The sequence below is a fragment of the Kribbella sp. NBC_00359 genome, from assembly GCF_036097425.1.
GTDB lineage: Bacteria > Actinomycetota > Actinomycetes > Propionibacteriales > Kribbellaceae > Kribbella.
Genome location: NZ_CP107975.1, coordinates 3,169,295 through 3,185,679, shown reverse-complemented (window position 1 = coordinate 3,185,679; position 16,385 = coordinate 3,169,295). Strand labels below are relative to the sequence as shown.

Here is a 16,385-nt window from a genome sequence, read left to right as displayed (position 1 = left end):
TCGCGCGCGACCCCGGCCAGTCTTTGCCGAGCTTTGTGCTACTGACCGGTTCCCGAACGCAGGTCAGCCGGGCAGGCCGCAGCGGCCGTCGGGTTCCGGCTCGACGGCCGCTGTGGTGGCGCTGATCGAATGAGTGCGGTGACCTGATCTGGCGGGTCCTGCCACCGGTCTCTCAGCTGAGGACGGTCTTGGACTTGTCGTGCTCGCGGCCGGCCGGATGGCGCTCGCGAGGTGGCTCGTGCAGCGTGTGGTCCGCGGTCCGTGGTGCCGGGCACACCGGGCCCCGGCGGATCGGTCCGCCACCCAGCCGCCGGCTCTTCCACTGCTTCTCTTCGTAGTCGTAGTACGTATCGACGCCTCCGATAGTCACCCAGATCCTCCCGTCTACCCCCCGGCTTCCCCTGCTGGCGATTCCACGTTGCGTCACGGGACGCTTGCGCACAAGCGATTCCGGAAATCACCATCGATCAACAGGCTCGAACGCCGTGTTCTGTTGGATTGCGCCGGAATTGGGGCGGCGTCGGTAATTCTCAGACCGCGACGATCGCAACGCCGTGACCCGGCAACCGGACACCGTCAGTGACCAGCTCGGCGGTGCCGAAGGCCATCACCAGGTACTCCGGGACCTCGTCGACCGGCACCACGGCCCCGGCCGCGGCCAGATTCACCACCACGCGCAGGCTGCCGCGTGCCACGACCAACCAATCCCCGCCGGGATCGAACGAGATGCGGACCGAGTCCAGCCGGTCGTTGCGCAGCTCCGGCATCCGCGCGCGGAACGCGAGGAGGTGGCGATACCAGGCGAGCAGCTCGTGGTGCGGTGAGTCGTCGAGCTCGGACCAGTCCAGCACCGAACTGCGCCACGTCTGCGGGTCCTGCGGATCCGGGATCTCGTCCGCGGTCCAGCCGTGCGCCGCGAATTCGCGCCGGCGACCGGTCCGGACCGCCTCGGCGAGGCCCCGCTCGTCGAAGTCGGTGAAGAAACGCCACGGCGTCGAGGCGCCCCACTCCTCCCCCATGAACAGCATCGGGGTGTACGGCGAGGTGACCACGAGCGCGGCGCCGATCGCGAGCTGGCCCGGCGTGAGCGCGGGTCGATCACCGAGCGCCCGGTTGCCGATCTGGTCATGGTTCGACGTGTAGGCGAGGAACTCGGCACCGCGGTGCCTCGCCGGGTCGACCGGCCGGCCCCAGTCCTGCCCGCGGAAGGTCGAGTACGAGCCGTCGTGCCGGAACACCTGCGTCAGCGTCTTCGCGAACACGGCCGGGTCCCCGAAGTCCACGTAGTACCCGAAGCGCTCGCCGGTCAGCAGGCTGTGCAGCGCGTGGTGGAAGTCGTCGCTCCACTGCGCGGTCATCCCCAGACCGCCGTCGACCACCGGCTCGACGACGCGTGGGTCGTTCAGATCGGACTCGGCGACCAGTCCGAGTGGCCGACCGAGTTCTTCGGACAGCTCCTCGGTCTCGAGCGACAGCTGTGCCAGCAGGTGCACCGGGCTGTCGTCGACCAGCGCATGGACGGCGTCCAGCCGCAAGGCATCCAGGTGGAACGACTCGAACCACCGCAGTGCGTTGTCGCAGACCCAGCGGCGTACCTCGGTGCTGTCGGTGTCGTCGAGGTTGAGCGCCGGACCCCACGGCGTCGTGTGTCGGTCGGTGAAGTACGGACCGAAGCCGGCCAGGCGGTTGCCGCTCGGACCGAGGTGGTTGTAGACCACGTCGAGACACACGGCCAGTCCAGCGTCGTGGCATCGGTCGACGAACCGCTGCAACGCTTCCGGCCCGCCGTACGGCTCGTGAACCGCGTAGAGGTGCACACCGTCGTACCCCCAGCCGTGGCGGCCGGGGAACGCGGCGACCGGCATCAGCGAGACCACCTCGATGCCCAGCACCACCAGGTAGTCCAGGTGCTCGGCAGCCGCGTCCAGCGTGCCTTCCGGCGTGAACGTCCCGACGTGCAGCTCGTAGAAGACCGAGCCGCGCACATCCCGGCCGATCCAGTCCTCGTCCGTCCAGCCGAAGCGGTCCGCGTCGAAGACCCGGCTGAAGCCGTGCACGCCGTCGGGCTGCCACGGGCTGCGTGGATCCGGCAGTGGCTCGCTTCCGTCGATCGAGAACGCGTAGTCGGTGCCGTGGTGAGCCTCGACCACCCTCCGCACCCACCAGCCGTCGGCGGCCGCGCGCAACGGCAGTACGCCGTCCCGCAGGACCAGGTCGACCGACGACGCGGCCGGCGCCCACACGGAGAAGGTGTGCATGACATCAGCTCCTGACGGGCGTGTCTGATGGTCCAGCGCCGTAGCGAGCAGGTGCTCGGTGCGGTAGCTCGGCGTGCTGGAGCGAAGGCCTCGATGTGGTTTCATCGTGGCCTTTGCTCCGGCACGCCGAGGTGCCGTGCCGAGTGCCGCGCAGTAGGCGCTGGACCATCAGACACGCCCTAGCAGGGCTACCGGGAGGTGGTCCAGCAGCTCGTGGATCCGGGCTGCTCCACTACCCACCTCGTGGCCGGTCAACACGTTCTTCCACTGGCCACTCGGCAACACCACCGTGCTGTCGCCCCAGCCGCCGAGCCGATGCAGTGCCGCGGGCAGTCGGGTTGCCACCGTGATGACCGCGTCGCCACGAGCGAAGGCGACCGCGTGACCGTTGGATGTCGGGAGCGGGGTGTAGCTGCCGGCGAAGGCCTCCGGGTACTGCCGGCGAAGGCGGAGCGCCCGCGAAGTGACGAGCAGCTTCTCGTCGGACAGGTCGTCCGGCTTGGCGCCGTCGTCCAGCCGCCGCAACCGGTCGATCCGGTGCTGGTAGTCCACGGGCCGCCGGTTGTCCGGGTCCACGAGGGACAGGTCGACCAGTTCCGTGCCCTGATAGACATCCGGTACGCCGGGCATCGTGAGCTGCACGAGCTTCTGGCCGAGCGTGGCCGCCCGGACGAACTCCGTCTGCCGTGCGGCAAAGCGCCGTACCGACTCCAGGACCGCGGCGTCGGTGAGGACGGCACTCGCGAAGGCGGCGACGGCCTGTTCGTACTCCTCGTCCGGGGAGGTCCAGGTGGTGTGGCGCTTGGCTTCGCGCATCGCCTTGAGCAGATAGGCCTGCAGCCGGTCCTCAGGCAGCGGTCCGTCGTCCCACGTGCCGAAGAGGGTCTGCCAGAACAGGTACTCCGTGCTCCCGTCCAGCACCGGGCTCCGGTGGTCCTCCGACAACCGCCACCACTCGCGCACCGCCTCGGACCAAGCAGCGGGCTGCTCCGACAGCACACCGAGGCGAGCGCGCACGTCCTCGGATCGCTTGGTGTCATGGGTGGACAGTGTGGTCATCGTCTTCGGCCAAAGCTGGTTCAGCCGGGCCGCGAACGCGTGGAACTCCTCCGGTGTCACGCCGAAGTGCTCCGGATCCCCACCGACCTCGTTCAGCGACGTGAGCCGGAACCACCGGTAGAACGCGGTGTCCTCGACACCCTTGGCCATCACCGGTCCACACGTCTGCTGGAACCGCACGATCAGCTCGTGCCGCGCGTGCTCGTCGATCCGGCTCGCCGTCCCGGTCTCCCTGCCGAGCAGCAGGTGCAGTACGACGTCCAGCGTCTCCTGCCGGTCGTCGTCCAGGTTCTGGCGGGCCTTCTCGGCCGCGCGCTCCAGAGCGTCGATCGCGGTCGGCGCCGGCTGTTCCCCTGGTACGACGTACGCCCGGTAGACGTCGAAGTGGACGAGCAGCTCGACGACCACCTCGTGGAACGCGCGGCGCGTGTGATCGCGTAGTCGTACGTCGTCCTGACAGATGCGGGCGAGTAGCTCCACCAGCCGATGCACTTCGGCGTACTGCCCGTGCTTGACGACCTCTCGCTTCGCCTCCTCCACCACCGGGCTGAAGTCGGCAGGTGCGCCGGTGAGCTCGGAGTGCAAGGCCGCAAGGGGTGCGGCACCAGCCGGGTCGACGAAGAGGCCGCCGACCCGGAGCAGAGCGTCGTACCCGGTGGTGCCGGCGCAGGGCCAGTCGTGGGGAAGTTCTTCGGTGCCTTCGAGGATCTTCTCGACCACGACCCACGCACCGCCGGTGCGCTCGGCCAGACGGCGCAGATAGCCGCGCGGATCGGCCAGACCGTCCGGATGGTCGATGCGGAAGCCGTTGAGCTTGCCCTCGTGCAGTAGCGCCAGCAGAAGCTCGTGCGTCGCGTCGAAGACCTCCTGGGTCTCCACGCGGACCGCAGCGAGGGTGTCGACGTCGAAGAAGCGCCGGTAGTTCAGCTCCTCGTCCGCGACCCGCCAGTGCGCGAGGCGGTACCACTGCTCGGTCACCAGCTCCGCGATCGGCAGGTTCTCAGTCCCTGGCCGGAGCGGGTACTCGTGGTCGTAATACCGCAGTACGTCGCCATCGACCGACAGCTCGCCATCCGCCAGCACCCTGCCGATCCGCTGACCCAGCACCGCCATCAGCAGCGGCTGGTTCCCCGAACCCCAGTCGACGTCGAACCACTCGGCGTACGGCGATCCCGGCCCGTCCCGCAACACCGACCAGAGCGCCTTGTTGAGCCGAGCCGGCGTCGGCACAGCCACATGGTTGGGTACGACGTCCGCCACCGCCCCCATGCGATGGTCGGCCAGCCGTGCGGCCAGCCGGTCGAACGCGGGGCGACCACCGGCCGGCTCGGACAGGCGGCTGTGGTCCACCACGTCGTACCCGTGCGTGGAGCCGGGCGCGGCCTGGAGGATCGGGGACAGGTAGGCGTGCGAGATCCCGAGGCCGGACAGGTACGGGACGACCGTGGCGGCGTCGTCGAACCCGAACTCGGCGCGCAGTTGCAGCCGATAGGTGGCCAGCGGAACCGCTGTCATCCCGCGGCCTGACGCGGACGGGTCAGGACGAGGGTGCTGCGAGACTCGAGCTGGACCGTGCTGCCGGCGGCATGCGGCTCGTCACTCCCCTCACCGTGGGCGGTCGTCGTGTCCACGACCACGGTCCAGTTCTCGCCGTACGGCTTGGGCGGGAGCAGGAAGTCGACCGGTTCGTGGTCGCTGTTGAGCAGGACCAGGAACGAGTCGTCGACCACCGGCTCGCCGCGCGGGTCCGGCTCGGAGATCGCGTCGCCGTTGAGGAACACCGCGATCGCCCGGGCGTCGTCGCGCTGCCAGTCACCGTTCTGCATCTCGGTGCCCTTCGGCGTGAACCAGACCAGGTCACCGAGGCCGTCGACGCCGGTGTCGCCGTGGAAGAAGCGGCGGCGGCGCAGGACCGGATGGTTGTTGCGCAGCTTGACCACGGCCTGGGTGAACGCGAGCAGATCCTTCTGCGGGGCGGTCAGCTCCCAGTCGACCCAGGAGATCTCGTTGTCCTGGCAGTAGACGTTGTTGTTGCCGCTCTGCGTCCGGCCGAGCTCGTCGCCGTGGGCAACCATCGGCACGCCTTGCGAGATCAGCAGTGTGGTGAGGAAGTTGCGCTGCTGCCTGGCCCGCACCTTCAGTACCTCTGGATCATCGGTCGCGCCCTCGACACCGCAGTTCCAGGAGCGGTTGTGACTCTCGCCGTCCTTGCCGCCCTCGCCGTTCGCCTCGTTGTGCTTGTCGTTGTAGGAGACCAGGTCGCGCAGCGTGAAGCCGTCGTGCGCGGTGATGAAGTTGATGCTCGCCAGCGGCCGGCGGCTGTCGTCCTGGTACAGGTCGGACGAGCCGGTCAGCCGGGAGGCGAACTCGGCCAGCGTGTACTTCTCGCCGCGCCAGTAGTCCCGCACGGTGTCGCGGAACTTCCCGTTCCACTCGGTCCACAGCGGCGGGAAGTTCCCCACCTGGTAGCCGCCGTCGCCGACGTCCCACGGCTCGGCGATCAGCTTCACCTGACTCACCACCGGGTCCTGCTGGACCAGGTCGAAGAACGCCGACAGCCGGTCGACCTCGTGGAACTGCCGGGCCAGCGTCGCCGCCAGGTCGAACCGGAATCCGTCGACGTGCATCTCGGTGACCCAGTAGCGCAGTGAGTCCATGATCAGCTGCAGCACGTGCGGGTGCCGCATCAGCAGGCTGTTCCCGGTGCCGGTGGTGTCGTAGTAGTGCGACTTGTCCTGGTCGACCAGGCGGTAGTACGCCGCGTTGTCGATGCCCTTGAACGACAGCGTCGGGCCGAACTCGTTGCCCTCGGCCGTGTGGTTGTAGACCACGTCCAGGATCACCTCGATGTCGGCCGCGTGCAGCGCCTTCACCATGGTCTTGAACTCGGTCACCTGCTGGCCGCGGGTGCCGCCGGCGGCGTAGTCGTTGTGCGGCGCGAAGAAGCCGATCGTGTTGTAGCCCCAGTAGTTCGACAGCCCGAGCTCCTGGAGGTGCCCGTCCTGCGCGAACTGATGGATCGGCATCAGCTCGATCGCGGACACCCCGAGGTCCTTCAGGTGCTCGATGATGGCCGGGTGCCCGATCCCGGCGTACGTGCCGCGGATCTCCTCCGTCAGCGCCGGGTGGGTCTTGGTCAGGCCCTTCACGTGCGCCTCGTAGATCACCGTCTGGTGGTAGTCGTGCCCCGGCGGGCGGTCGTTGCCCCAGTCGAAGAACGGGTTCGTCACCACCGAGAGCATGGTGTGCTCGCGGTTGTCCATCGTGTTCAGCTCGTCCGGCTTGGCGAACCGGTAGCTGAACAGTGACTCGTCACCGTCGATCTGTCCGTCGATCGCCTTCGCGTACGGATCCAGCAGCAGCTTGGACGGGTTGCACCGATGCCCCTCCGCCGGGTTGTACGGCCCATGCACCCGGAACCCGTACCGCTGCCCCGGCTGCACCGCCGGCAGGTACGCGTGCCAGACGAACCCGTCCACCTCGGTCAGCTGCACCAGCTGCTCGGTCGCGTCGACCTCGATCAGGGCCAGATCTACTCGTTGGGCAACCTCCGAGAACACCGCGAAGTTCGTCCCGGCGCCGTCGAACGTGGCACCGAGAGGATAGGGACGGCCAGGCCATTTCTGCACCTGATGACAGTAGCCACCTCGACCTCCGAAGCAGGCATCGAGGGTGAATTCGCGGTCGAGAATTCATTCCGCTGCGTTGCCGAGTCACTACGCTCCGGCATAGTCCGGTAAGGGACTGCCATGACGCGTGAGTAGTGAGTAGTATTCCGGGCTTGTGAAACCGCCTTCCGCCCGGCGGCCAGTCTTCCTGGATTCGACCGGGCAACGTCGTCGCGTTCTCCGCCGCGCGGGAGCCTTCCTCGCCGTACCCATCGTCGGCTATCTCATCCTGATGAGCAGCAGCCTGCTGGGTGGGCCTCGCCTCGACACACCTCTGATCCCGATCCCAGAAGCCGCCTCAGGCCCCAAGCACCGGCCACAAGTTACTCCGGGTCCGGAGGCGATTCAGACGAATGAATCAACTGCGACTCCGAAGGGTGCCGGCGAGCCCACCGGCAACCCGAGCGACCCCGGCGCCACGCAGTCGCCCGGGCCGACCGACGGCGCGACAACGCCGTCCGTCGCGCCAGTAACAGCCATCCCGACACCGGGGGTCCCGACGGCCGGACCGACGGTAGCGCCGACAACAGGGACCACCGGAGTGCCCAGCACAGCGCCGGTCACGACGGCACCCACCACTCCACCGAGTACGCCGACCTCCACGCCGACGAGCGGGAACAACGGGAAGAAGCCCACCGCGCCTCCAGGGCACACGAAGACGCCGCCCCAGCCGTGAGCCGTCCGGTCGCACGACGGGCCAAGCAACTCCCGCTCCGGACGCACTGGATCGTCCTGACGATGCTGCTGGTCTGCCTGTCCAGCATGCTGCTCCTCAACGGCTACACGCACCACATGTTCGGCGCGGAGCCCGACGGCGCGGTCAGGTCACCCGGCAAGGTCGGTGGAGCGCCGCCGTCGATCGTCAAGGGTGGGCCGGTCATCGACGCCGGCCAGGGCCGGCCGAGGTCGGTGTCGCCCGCGCCCCGCACCATCGCGCTCACCTTCGACGACGGACCGGATCCGATCTGGACGCCCAAGATCCTCGACCTGCTGAAGGCCCAGCAGGTGCACGCCACCTTCTTCGTCGTCGGCACCGCCGTCGCCGAACACCCGGACCTGGCCCGGCGGATTGTTGCTGAAGGCCACCAAATCGCCGTGCACACCTTCACGCACGCCAACCTGACCACCACGGCAGGCTGGCGCCGGGATCTCGAGTTGCGACAGAGCCAGTCGATCCTGGCCGGTGCGACCGGAGTCACCACGACGCTGCTCCGGCCGCCGTACTCGTCCGTGCCGTCCGAACTGACCGACCGCGACTGGGAGTCCGTCGAGGCCACCCGCAAGGCCGGCTACCTGACCGTGCTGAACAGCCAGGACAGTGAGGACTGGCGCCGGCCGGGTACGACGCAGATCATCGCCAACTCGATGCCGCGAAGCAGTGCCGGACAGGTGCTGCTGATGCATGACGCCGGCGGTGACCGCAGCGAGACCGTCGAGGCCCTGTCCAAACTCGTCCCGAGGCTGAAGGCCCGCGGGTTCCGGTTCGCCACCGTCAGCGACGCCGTCGGCCTGCCGGATCCGACGCGGAAGGCGACCCTGCTCGATCGAGGCCGCGGGCTCGCGGTGATCTGGGCGATGCGGATCAGCGACGGCGTCCTGACGCTCCTCACCTGGCTGCTGTACGCCGCTGGTGCGCTGGCCGTGTTGCGGGCGATCACCACGCTGATCGCGGCGCGGCGTCATGCCCGGATGCGGGACTGGTTGTACGGTCCGCCGGTGACCGAACCGGTCAGTGTGATCGTCCCCGCGTACAACGAGAGCGCGGGGATCGAGGCCGCGATCAGATCGCTGGTGGCGTCGGACCATCCGCTCGAGGTGATCGTGGTCGACGACGGTTCGACCGACGGTACGGCGGATCTCGTCGAGTCACTGCGGATCCCCGGAGTACGGGTCATCCGGCAGGCCAACGCCGGCAAGCCGATCGCACTCAACACCGGCATGCAGGCGGCCCGGTTCGACCTGATCGTCATGGTCGACGGAGACACGGTGTTCGAGCCGGACGCCGTGCGGATGCTCATCCAGCCGTTCGGACATCCGGCCGTCGGTGCGGTGTCGGGCAACGCCAAGGTGGGCAACCGTCGCGGGCTGCTCGGTCGCTGGCAGCACATCGAGTACGTGATCGGGTTCAACCTCGACCGGCGGCTGTTCGACCTGGCCGAGTGCATGCCCACGGTGCCCGGTGCGGTCGGCGGGTTCCGTCGTACGGCGCTGGAGCGGATCGGTGGACTGAGCGACGTGACGCTCGCGGAGGACACCGACTTGACGATGGCGTTGTGCCGGGACGGGTGGCGCGTGGTCTACGAGGAGCGCGCGGTGGCGTGGACGGAGGCGCCGGCGTCACTGGATGCGCTGTGGCGGCAGCGGTACCGCTGGTGCTACGGCACGATCCAGGCGATGTGGAAGCACCGCGGCGCGTGGGTGCAGCGGGGCCAGGCCGGGAAGCTCGGCCGGCGCGGGCTGACCTACCTGCTGCTCTTCCAGGTCCTCCTGCCGCTGCTCGCACCGGTGGTCGACGTGTTCTCGCTCTATGGCCTGGTGTTCCTCGACCCGGTGCGGGTGCTGCTGGTCTGGCTCGGCTTCCTCGTCGTGCAAATGGGCATGGGCTTGTATGCGTTCCGCCTGGATGGCGAGCGAGCCGGGCCGTTGTGGACCCTCCCGCTACAGCAGTTCGTCTACCGGCAACTGATGTACCTGGTGGTCATCCAGTCCGTCTTCACCGCACTGGCCGGGACCCGGCTGCGCTGGCAACGAATGGAACGCTACGGAAGTCTGCAGGCCCCGGTGGACGCTGTCACACCGCCTCGGCTGTGATCAAGCTGATCGGTCCGGCCAAAGGCGTGTGACGGGTCATCCGCCAACCGGTGCTGGTGAGCCAGTCGCCTGCTTCCGCCGCACTGTAGACGTCGCCGTCGTTGACGTGAATCGCGAACTCGCCGGCCATCAATGCCGCGGCGAGGGGCTGGGTGTGGGACGGATCCGTCCAGAAGTCGGCGAGCAGCAGGCGGGCGCCGGGGTCGGCGGAGGTACGGATCCGGCGCAGGATCGACCGGTTCGTCTCGGGCGTGTAGTAGTGCACCAGGTTGGCGAGCAGGAAGGCGTCGTACCCGGGTGGGAGCTGGCCGGTCAGGACATTGCCATCGAGGACGTCGACCCGGTCCCGGTACGGCGTCGCGCGGAGCTGGTCCCGGGCCACGTCGGCGACCTCGGACAGCTCGAACACGGTCGCGGTGAGGTCCGGGACGGCTGCCGCGAGCGCGATCGCCCACGAGCCGGTACCGCCGCCGATGTCGAGCAGCCGGCTCCCAGGCGCGAGTCCGGCGGCTGCCGGCAGTGCCTGACAGGCGGCCGCGGTGGCCGCCGCGATACCGGCCGACATGATCGGCACCAACTCGTCGTCGATCTCGAAGATCTCGTGAGCCGGGTGCCCGCGGCCGAGTGCCCCAGCGAGGTCTGACCAGGCCGGATAGCTCAGCCGATCCCAGAACCGGAGCAGGGGCCGGAAGTCGGCTGGGGTCGTACCGGACAGGAACACCGCCGCCACCGGGCTGTTCGCGTAGCGGTCGCCGTGCCGCTCCAGCAACCCCAGCGCGACCATCGCGTCCGCGCTGATCCGTGCCGTCCGCCGGTTGAGCCCGCTGCGGGCGGCCAGGCCGGCCAGATCGGCCGGGCCTTCTCCGAGTGCCTCGAACACGCCGAGCTCACTCGCCGCGAACAGATGCTTGCTGGCCATGAAGCCCTGCGCGATCTCGAAGATGCGCTCGGGCGTGACGTCGTGGAGTGTCCGCGCTGCGGCTGTGCCGGTGGTAGTCATGGCTTCAGCCTGCGCAGCGGCGGCTCGCAGTCGCTATCCCACGATTCTGGGGGTGCCGCCGCGTATCCGGACCGCCGTACGCTCCAAAGGTGACCGGAGACCTGGTCCCGCGGGTCCGGGACAAGATCCAGCACCTGGGCAGCACCGGGCTGACCTGGGTGGAGTACGGCGCTGCCGTCGCGGACGCGGTCGCACCGGTGATCCCGTTCGACGCCTGGTGCTGCCACACGGTCGATCCCGGCACGATCCTGTTCACCGGCAGCGTGAACCGGAACGTCGGCTGCTCCGGCTCCTGGCTCGCGCACCACGAGTACGTCGTCGAGGATGTGAACAAATGGTCGTTCCTGGCCCACAGCGGGCGGATCGCGGGAGCGACCAGCCTGGACACGCACGGCGACCTGGACCGGTCGATCCGGCATCGCTCCCACGGCTCGTACGGCTTCGGTGACGAACTGCGGGTCTCTTTCGTTGCTGATGGCATCTACTGGGGTGCGGCCGCGTTCCTGCGCCAGGTGGACGAGCCGTGGTTCACCGAGGCCGAGGTTCGGACGATCGCCGCACTGGCACCGGTGATCGCGGCCGGCCTGCGCCGATCACTGCTGGCGCGCATCTCGCCGTACCCCGCACGCCCGGTGGACCACGGTCCCGGGGTCGTCGTCTTCGACGAGTTCGGCGCGCCGGAGTCGATCTCGGGCGCCGCGGAGCGTTGGATCGGCGAACTGGTCGAGGACCCACCGCCGAGTACGCCGGCCGAGTCGAAGACGGTGCAGGCGGTCGCGGCACGCGCCCGGGCTATCGCACCGCACACCGACCCGCTCGAACTGTCCGCCCGGGCCCGGGTCCGGACCCGTTCCGGCGACTGGCTTCTGCTCTACGGCACGCGACTCGGCGCGGACACCGGCGGCCGGACCGCCGTGATCATCCATCCGGCGACCCCACAGGACGTCGCGCCGGTGATCGCGCTCTCCTACGGGCTGACCGACCGCGAGTGCCAGGTTGCGATGCAGTGCGTCCAAGGACGCGTCACCCGGGAGATCGCGCACGCGCTGGGTATGTCGCCGTACACCGTGCAGGACCATCTCAAGGCGATCTTCGGCAAGACCGGCGTCCGCAGCCGGGGCGAACTGGTCGGCCAGATCTTCCTCGCCCACTACGCGACCCGCTGGGAACCCCCGGCCGCCCCCACGCCGGGGCTCCTGGTCCGCGACATTCCGTAGCCTCCCGCCGGCGAAGGATTTCCCTGAACCACAAGAAATTCACCGGTGATCGCTTCCGCAGCCGGGAGGTTCTTGCGCAGGATTCCGGGCAACCGGCCGCCCGCCCAGCGGCCCAACCGGAGGAGCGCTCGCATGCGATCTTTCATCACCCGTCCCCGCGCTGCGGCCGTGCTGTTGGCCGGCACAGCGCTGCTGTTCAGTCCGCTCAGCAGCCAGGCAACCGCCCGACTCCCGATGGATCAGCTGCCGAAGTCCGACTGCTTCGTCCCGCCGGAAGGCTCGGCGGCCAAGGGCGGTCACGGCCCGGACACCCGGGAGATCTCGGTGGCCGAGCAGAAGGCGATCGAGGCCCGGACAGCTCAGTTGCTCAAGGCAAAGGCTGCGCGTGGCATCGCCGTACCGAAGGGTGCGCTGGCGGCCGCGACCGTGCCGGTCTACATCCACGTGATGCGTGACGCGGCCGGCAACGGCGACGTCACCGACACCCAGATCTCGCAGCAGATCGCCGTACTGAACAAGACGTTCGCCGGGCAGGAGTCGTCGCAGGCGGCGAACACCGGCTTCTCGTTCACCCTGGCCGGTGTCGACCGCTACAACAACACCCAGTGGCACCAGGACAAGCAGAGCAGCACGTACCGGAAGAAGACCCGCCTGGGCGGTAAGAACACGCTCAACATCTGGCTGGTCGACTTCGCCTACCTGGGCATCGCGACGTTCCCGTGGGACTACGCCAAGCAGCCGGGGATCGACGGCATCCGGGTGCAGTACACCTCGCTGCCGGGCGGCTCGGCCACGAACTACAACCTGGGTGAGACGGCGACGCACGAAGCAGGTCACTGGTTCGGGCTCTACCACACCTTCCAGGGCGGTTGTACGTCGACGAACGACGAGGTCTCGGACACTCCGGCCCAGAGCAGCCCCACCAACGGCTGCCCCGAAGGCCGCGACTCCTGCTCGCTGCCTGGCCTGGACCCGATCCACAACTACATGGATTACTCGTACGACTCCTGCTACACCCAGTTCACCCCGGGTCAGAGCAGCCGCATCAGCACGATGTGGACCGCCTACCGGGCATAACCCCCGAGACGTGGTCACCCCGGCATGCGTGGCCGGGGTGACCACCTTCCCCGTTTGATCGAGGTCACCTGACGCATTCGAATCATTACGTAGAGTAGGTTCGGCGCATGTTGAAACGGGCCGCTGTTCTTGCTGGTGCTCTTCTGCTGGTAACGGCGGGGTCGGTGGCCGCGTCCACAGACAAGCCGTTCGTCGTCGGGGGGACGCTGGCGAGTGTGAGCGAGGCGCCGTGGGCGGTGTCGCTGGCCAACACAGAGGCCGCGGGGGCGACCGGGCGGTGGTGCGGTGCGGTGCTCGTGCGGCCGGACAAGCTCGTCACCGCCGCGCACTGCATGATCAAGCCACTGTCGACGTACGTCGCTGTCCAAGGGCGGGCCGATCTCAGCGATGACAGCACCGGGCAGGTGTCCGGGATCAGCAAGGTGTGGATCCACCCCGGGTACAACACGAAGAACAACCGCAACGACTTCGCCGTACTCACGCTGTCGCATCCCTTCACCGGCGTTCCGCTGGTCCAGTTGGAGACGAACCCGAAGGCCGACCGGCGCGGCGCCGTACCGACGGTCTACGGCTGGAGCGACACGGCCGGCACCGGACCGGACGACACCATGCAGAAGCTGGCCGTGCCCGACCTCGGCGACAGCACCTGCCTGGCCAACAAGGAGTACGTCGCCTACGGGTACGCCGCCGCCTCGAACATCTGCGCCGGCTACCTCGACGGCACCGCCGACTCCTGCCAGGGCGACTCCGGCGGCCCCCTGGTCCTCGACGGCCGCCTGCTCGGCGTCGTGTCCTGGGGCAAGGGCTGCGCGGAGCCCGGATTTCCTGGTGTTTACGCGGAAATCGCGCCCGCCGTCAAGACCCTGCGGGCCCAGTTCCAACAGGTTCGTTAACCCGAAACATACCTGTCAGTACCGGTCTCAGGTCGTCACCGCCCGGACACACTCCGAAAACACCAGGTCCTTACCTTTCTGGTCAGCTACCCCGTTGCCCAGTGAGGAGAAGGCATGGCGCAGACCAGACGTCAGTTCCTGCAACAGGTCGGTATCACCGGTGGAGCCGGTGTCCTGTACTCCACGATGTCGGCGCTCGGTCTCACGAGTGCCGCCGAGACTCCCGCGTTCGCCGCTCCGTCGCGGGCTGACCTGCACGGCCGCGGCAGCAAGCACGTCGTCGTCCTCGGTGCCGGGATCTCCGGTCTGACCTCGGCGTACGAACTGCTCAAGGCCGGCTACAAGGTCACGCTGCTGGAAGCCCGTAATCGCCCGGGCGGCCGCAACTGGACGGTTCGCGGCGGCACCATGGAGACCGATCTGGCCGGCAACACCCAGCGGGCGACGTTCTCGCCCGGCCAGTACATGAACGCAGGCCCGGGCCGTCTTCCACAGCACCACCTGACGCTGGAGTACTGCCGTGAACTCGGCGTCGCGATCGAACCGTTCGTCAACCAGAACGCCGACGCGTACCTCTACCGCGAAGGCACCACAGCCCTGTCCGGCAAGGCGATCCGGCACCGCACCGCCAAGGCGGACGTCTACGGCTATGTCGCCGAACTGCTCGCTACAGCCACCGACCAGGGCGCGCTCGACAGCCTGCTGACGCAGACCGACAAGGACGCGCTGATCGGGTTCCTCAGCAGCTTCGGCTCGATCAGGAACAAGGCGGCCGGCTTCGCCTACACCGGCACCGACGGCCGGCGTGGATACGTCGTCGAACCGGGCGCCGGGCTGGAGGGCGGGACGACGGCCGCGCCGTACCCGCTGAGCGATGTCTTCGCGAGTGGTGTCGGCAACTACTTCTCGTTCGAGTTCGGCTGGGACCAGGCGATGATGATGTTCCAGCCGGTCGGCGGGATGGACCGGATCCCGTACGCCTTCGAGAAGGCGATCGGCCGCGAGAAGATCACCTATGGCGCCGAGGTGACCGGGCTGCGCAACACCGGCTCCGGCGTCGAGATCATGTACCAGACCGGGACGCGGACCCGGACGGTCACCGCGGACTACGCCATCTGCACGCTCCCGCCGCACCTGGCCGCGAAGGTCCCGTCGAACCTGCCGGCGCCGATCATCGAGGCGCTGAAGTACGCCCGGCCGACGAATGCGGGCAAGATCGGTATCGAGTACGGCCGGCGTTGGTGGGAGGAGGACCACAAGATCTACGGCGGTATCACCAACAGCTCGCTCGACACGGCCAACACCTGGTACCCGTCGACCGGCTTCCACGGCCAACGCGGCACCGTGATCGGCTACTACAACACCGGTGCGAACGCCAATGTGTACGGCGCTCTGACGCCGGCCGCCCGCCTGGAACGGGCCCTGATGCAGGGCGCCAAGATGCACGGAGACGTGTACACCAAGGACGTCAAGGCGGCGTTCTCGGTGAACTGGCTCGGCACCAAGTACTCCGAGGCGTCCTGGGTCAGCTGGCCGTCCCAGACCGACGGGATCTACGCCCGGCTGCTCGATGCCACCGGCAACATCTACTTCGCCGGCGACCACCTGTCCCACACCATCGCCTGGCAGCACGGCGCGATCGTGTCCGCCCGGGCGACTGTGACCGCCCTGCACAGCCGGGTGACGAGCCGATGAGGAAACGCAACCTGGTCGCCGGCATCGCAGTCGTCGCCCTGTCCTTCGGTGGCGGCGCGACGACGGCCGCCGGTTGGTGGGACAAACCCAAGCCGCCGAAGCCCGGCACCGTCGTACCGGCCCTGCCGGCCGGTCAGTCCAACCCGATGATCGCCAGCGGTGTCGGCATCGGCGCCGACACACCCGTCTACAAGACCAGCGGGATCGGCCCGACGGCACTCAACACGGGCGCTCCGGCCGGCTCGGAAGCGTCGTACGTCGACACCGTCGTCTTCCCCGGCGGCACGCTCCCCGCGGGCGTCACCATCACCGAGGCCCAAGGCATCAACGTCCTCCGCCGCATCGGCGAGAACCTGCAAGCGGCGGGCCTGTCCTACGCCGACGTCTACACGATGCGCGTCTTCCTGCAGAATCCGTCCGGCGCGGCCACCGCTGACTTCGCCGGCTGGAACCGCGCCTACCGCCAGTACTTCGCCAACACCGACCTCACCACCGGACAGTACGTCCCCGTCCCCCTCGGTACGGCGCCACCCGCGAAACCGTTCGTGGTCAACAAGGCCAGGCCGTCACGCTTCGCCCTGGAGATCGAGAACCTGCCGGTGAACGGCTGGCTGGTCGAGGTCGAAGTCGACGCGGCCTACCCCGCCAAGCGCTGAACGGATCCGGATGCCCTGGCGAGCCGACGCCAGGGCATCCGGCCGCAATCA

12 protein-coding genes are annotated in these 16,385 nt (G+C 68.5%); 6 read left to right on the top strand and 6 right to left on the bottom strand.

Annotation, left to right across the window (positions count from 1 at the left end):
* Window positions 1-172 precede the first annotated feature (172 nt).
* From OG876_RS15600 to OG876_RS15580, 5 genes are all read right to left on the bottom strand, one after another.
* On the bottom strand, window positions 173-370 hold the full coding sequence (locus tag OG876_RS15600; RefSeq protein ID WP_328525574.1) for a hypothetical protein: 198 nt from the start codon (window positions 368-370) through the stop codon (window positions 173-175).
* 160 nt (window positions 371-530) lie between these two features.
* Window positions 531-2,258, bottom strand: coding sequence for a malto-oligosyltrehalose trehalohydrolase (gene treZ, locus OG876_RS15595; RefSeq protein ID WP_328525573.1), 1,728 nt, complete (start codon window positions 2,256-2,258; stop codon window positions 531-533).
* 168 nt (window positions 2,259-2,426) lie between these two features.
* Window positions 2,427-4,832: a malto-oligosyltrehalose synthase gene (gene treY, locus OG876_RS15590; protein ID WP_328525572.1), complete on the bottom strand. Its 2,406-nt coding sequence runs from the start codon at window positions 4,830-4,832 to the stop codon at window positions 2,427-2,429.
* Window positions 4,829-6,946 (bottom strand): glycogen debranching protein GlgX, encoded by a 2,118-nt coding sequence (glgX, locus tag OG876_RS15585; RefSeq protein ID WP_328525571.1) that lies wholly within the window; start codon window positions 6,944-6,946, stop codon window positions 4,829-4,831. The genes treY and glgX overlap by 4 nt, the downstream gene beginning before the upstream one ends.
* A gap of 384 nt (window positions 6,947-7,330) precedes the next feature.
* Window positions 7,331-7,621, bottom strand: coding sequence for a hypothetical protein (locus OG876_RS15580; RefSeq protein ID WP_328525570.1), 291 nt, complete (start codon window positions 7,619-7,621; stop codon window positions 7,331-7,333).
* Between the two features lie 36 nt (window positions 7,622-7,657).
* Between OG876_RS15580 and OG876_RS15575 the strand changes: the two genes are divergently transcribed.
* Window positions 7,658-9,796, top strand: a complete 2,139-nt coding sequence (locus OG876_RS15575; RefSeq protein ID WP_328525569.1) for a bifunctional polysaccharide deacetylase/glycosyltransferase family 2 protein — start codon at window positions 7,658-7,660, stop codon at window positions 9,794-9,796.
* Here the strand turns inward: OG876_RS15575 and OG876_RS15570 are convergent.
* Complete coding sequence (locus OG876_RS15570; protein WP_328525568.1) at window positions 9,777-10,796, bottom strand: methyltransferase; 1,020 nt, start codon at window positions 10,794-10,796, stop codon at window positions 9,777-9,779. The two genes, OG876_RS15575 and OG876_RS15570, sit on opposite strands and share 20 nt — an antisense overlap.
* An 89-nt stretch (window positions 10,797-10,885) precedes the next feature.
* Here OG876_RS15570 and OG876_RS15565 point away from each other — a divergent pair, with 89 nt between their 5' ends.
* The 5 genes from OG876_RS15565 (at window position 10,886) to OG876_RS15545 (ending at window position 16,334) form a co-directional block, all read left to right on the top strand.
* Complete coding sequence (locus tag OG876_RS15565; RefSeq protein ID WP_328525567.1) at window positions 10,886-12,013, top strand: helix-turn-helix transcriptional regulator; 1,128 nt, start codon at window positions 10,886-10,888, stop codon at window positions 12,011-12,013.
* Between the two features lie 132 nt (window positions 12,014-12,145).
* A complete protein-coding gene (locus OG876_RS15560) occupies window positions 12,146-13,090 on the top strand; it encodes a zinc metalloprotease (protein ID WP_328525566.1) in 945 nt (314 codons plus the stop codon).
* A gap of 107 nt (window positions 13,091-13,197) precedes the next feature.
* Entirely contained in the window at window positions 13,198-13,983 is a 786-nt protein-coding gene (locus tag OG876_RS15555; protein ID WP_328525565.1) for a S1 family peptidase, read from the top strand.
* Window positions 13,984-14,097: 114 nt separating this feature from the next.
* A complete protein-coding gene (locus tag OG876_RS15550) occupies window positions 14,098-15,678 on the top strand; it encodes a flavin monoamine oxidase family protein (protein ID WP_328525564.1) in 1,581 nt (526 codons plus the stop codon).
* Window positions 15,675-16,334 (top strand): Rid family hydrolase, encoded by a 660-nt coding sequence (locus tag OG876_RS15545; RefSeq protein WP_328525563.1) that lies wholly within the window; start codon window positions 15,675-15,677, stop codon window positions 16,332-16,334. The genes OG876_RS15550 and OG876_RS15545 overlap by 4 nt, the downstream gene beginning before the upstream one ends.
* Window positions 16,335-16,385: the final 51 nt, after the last annotated feature.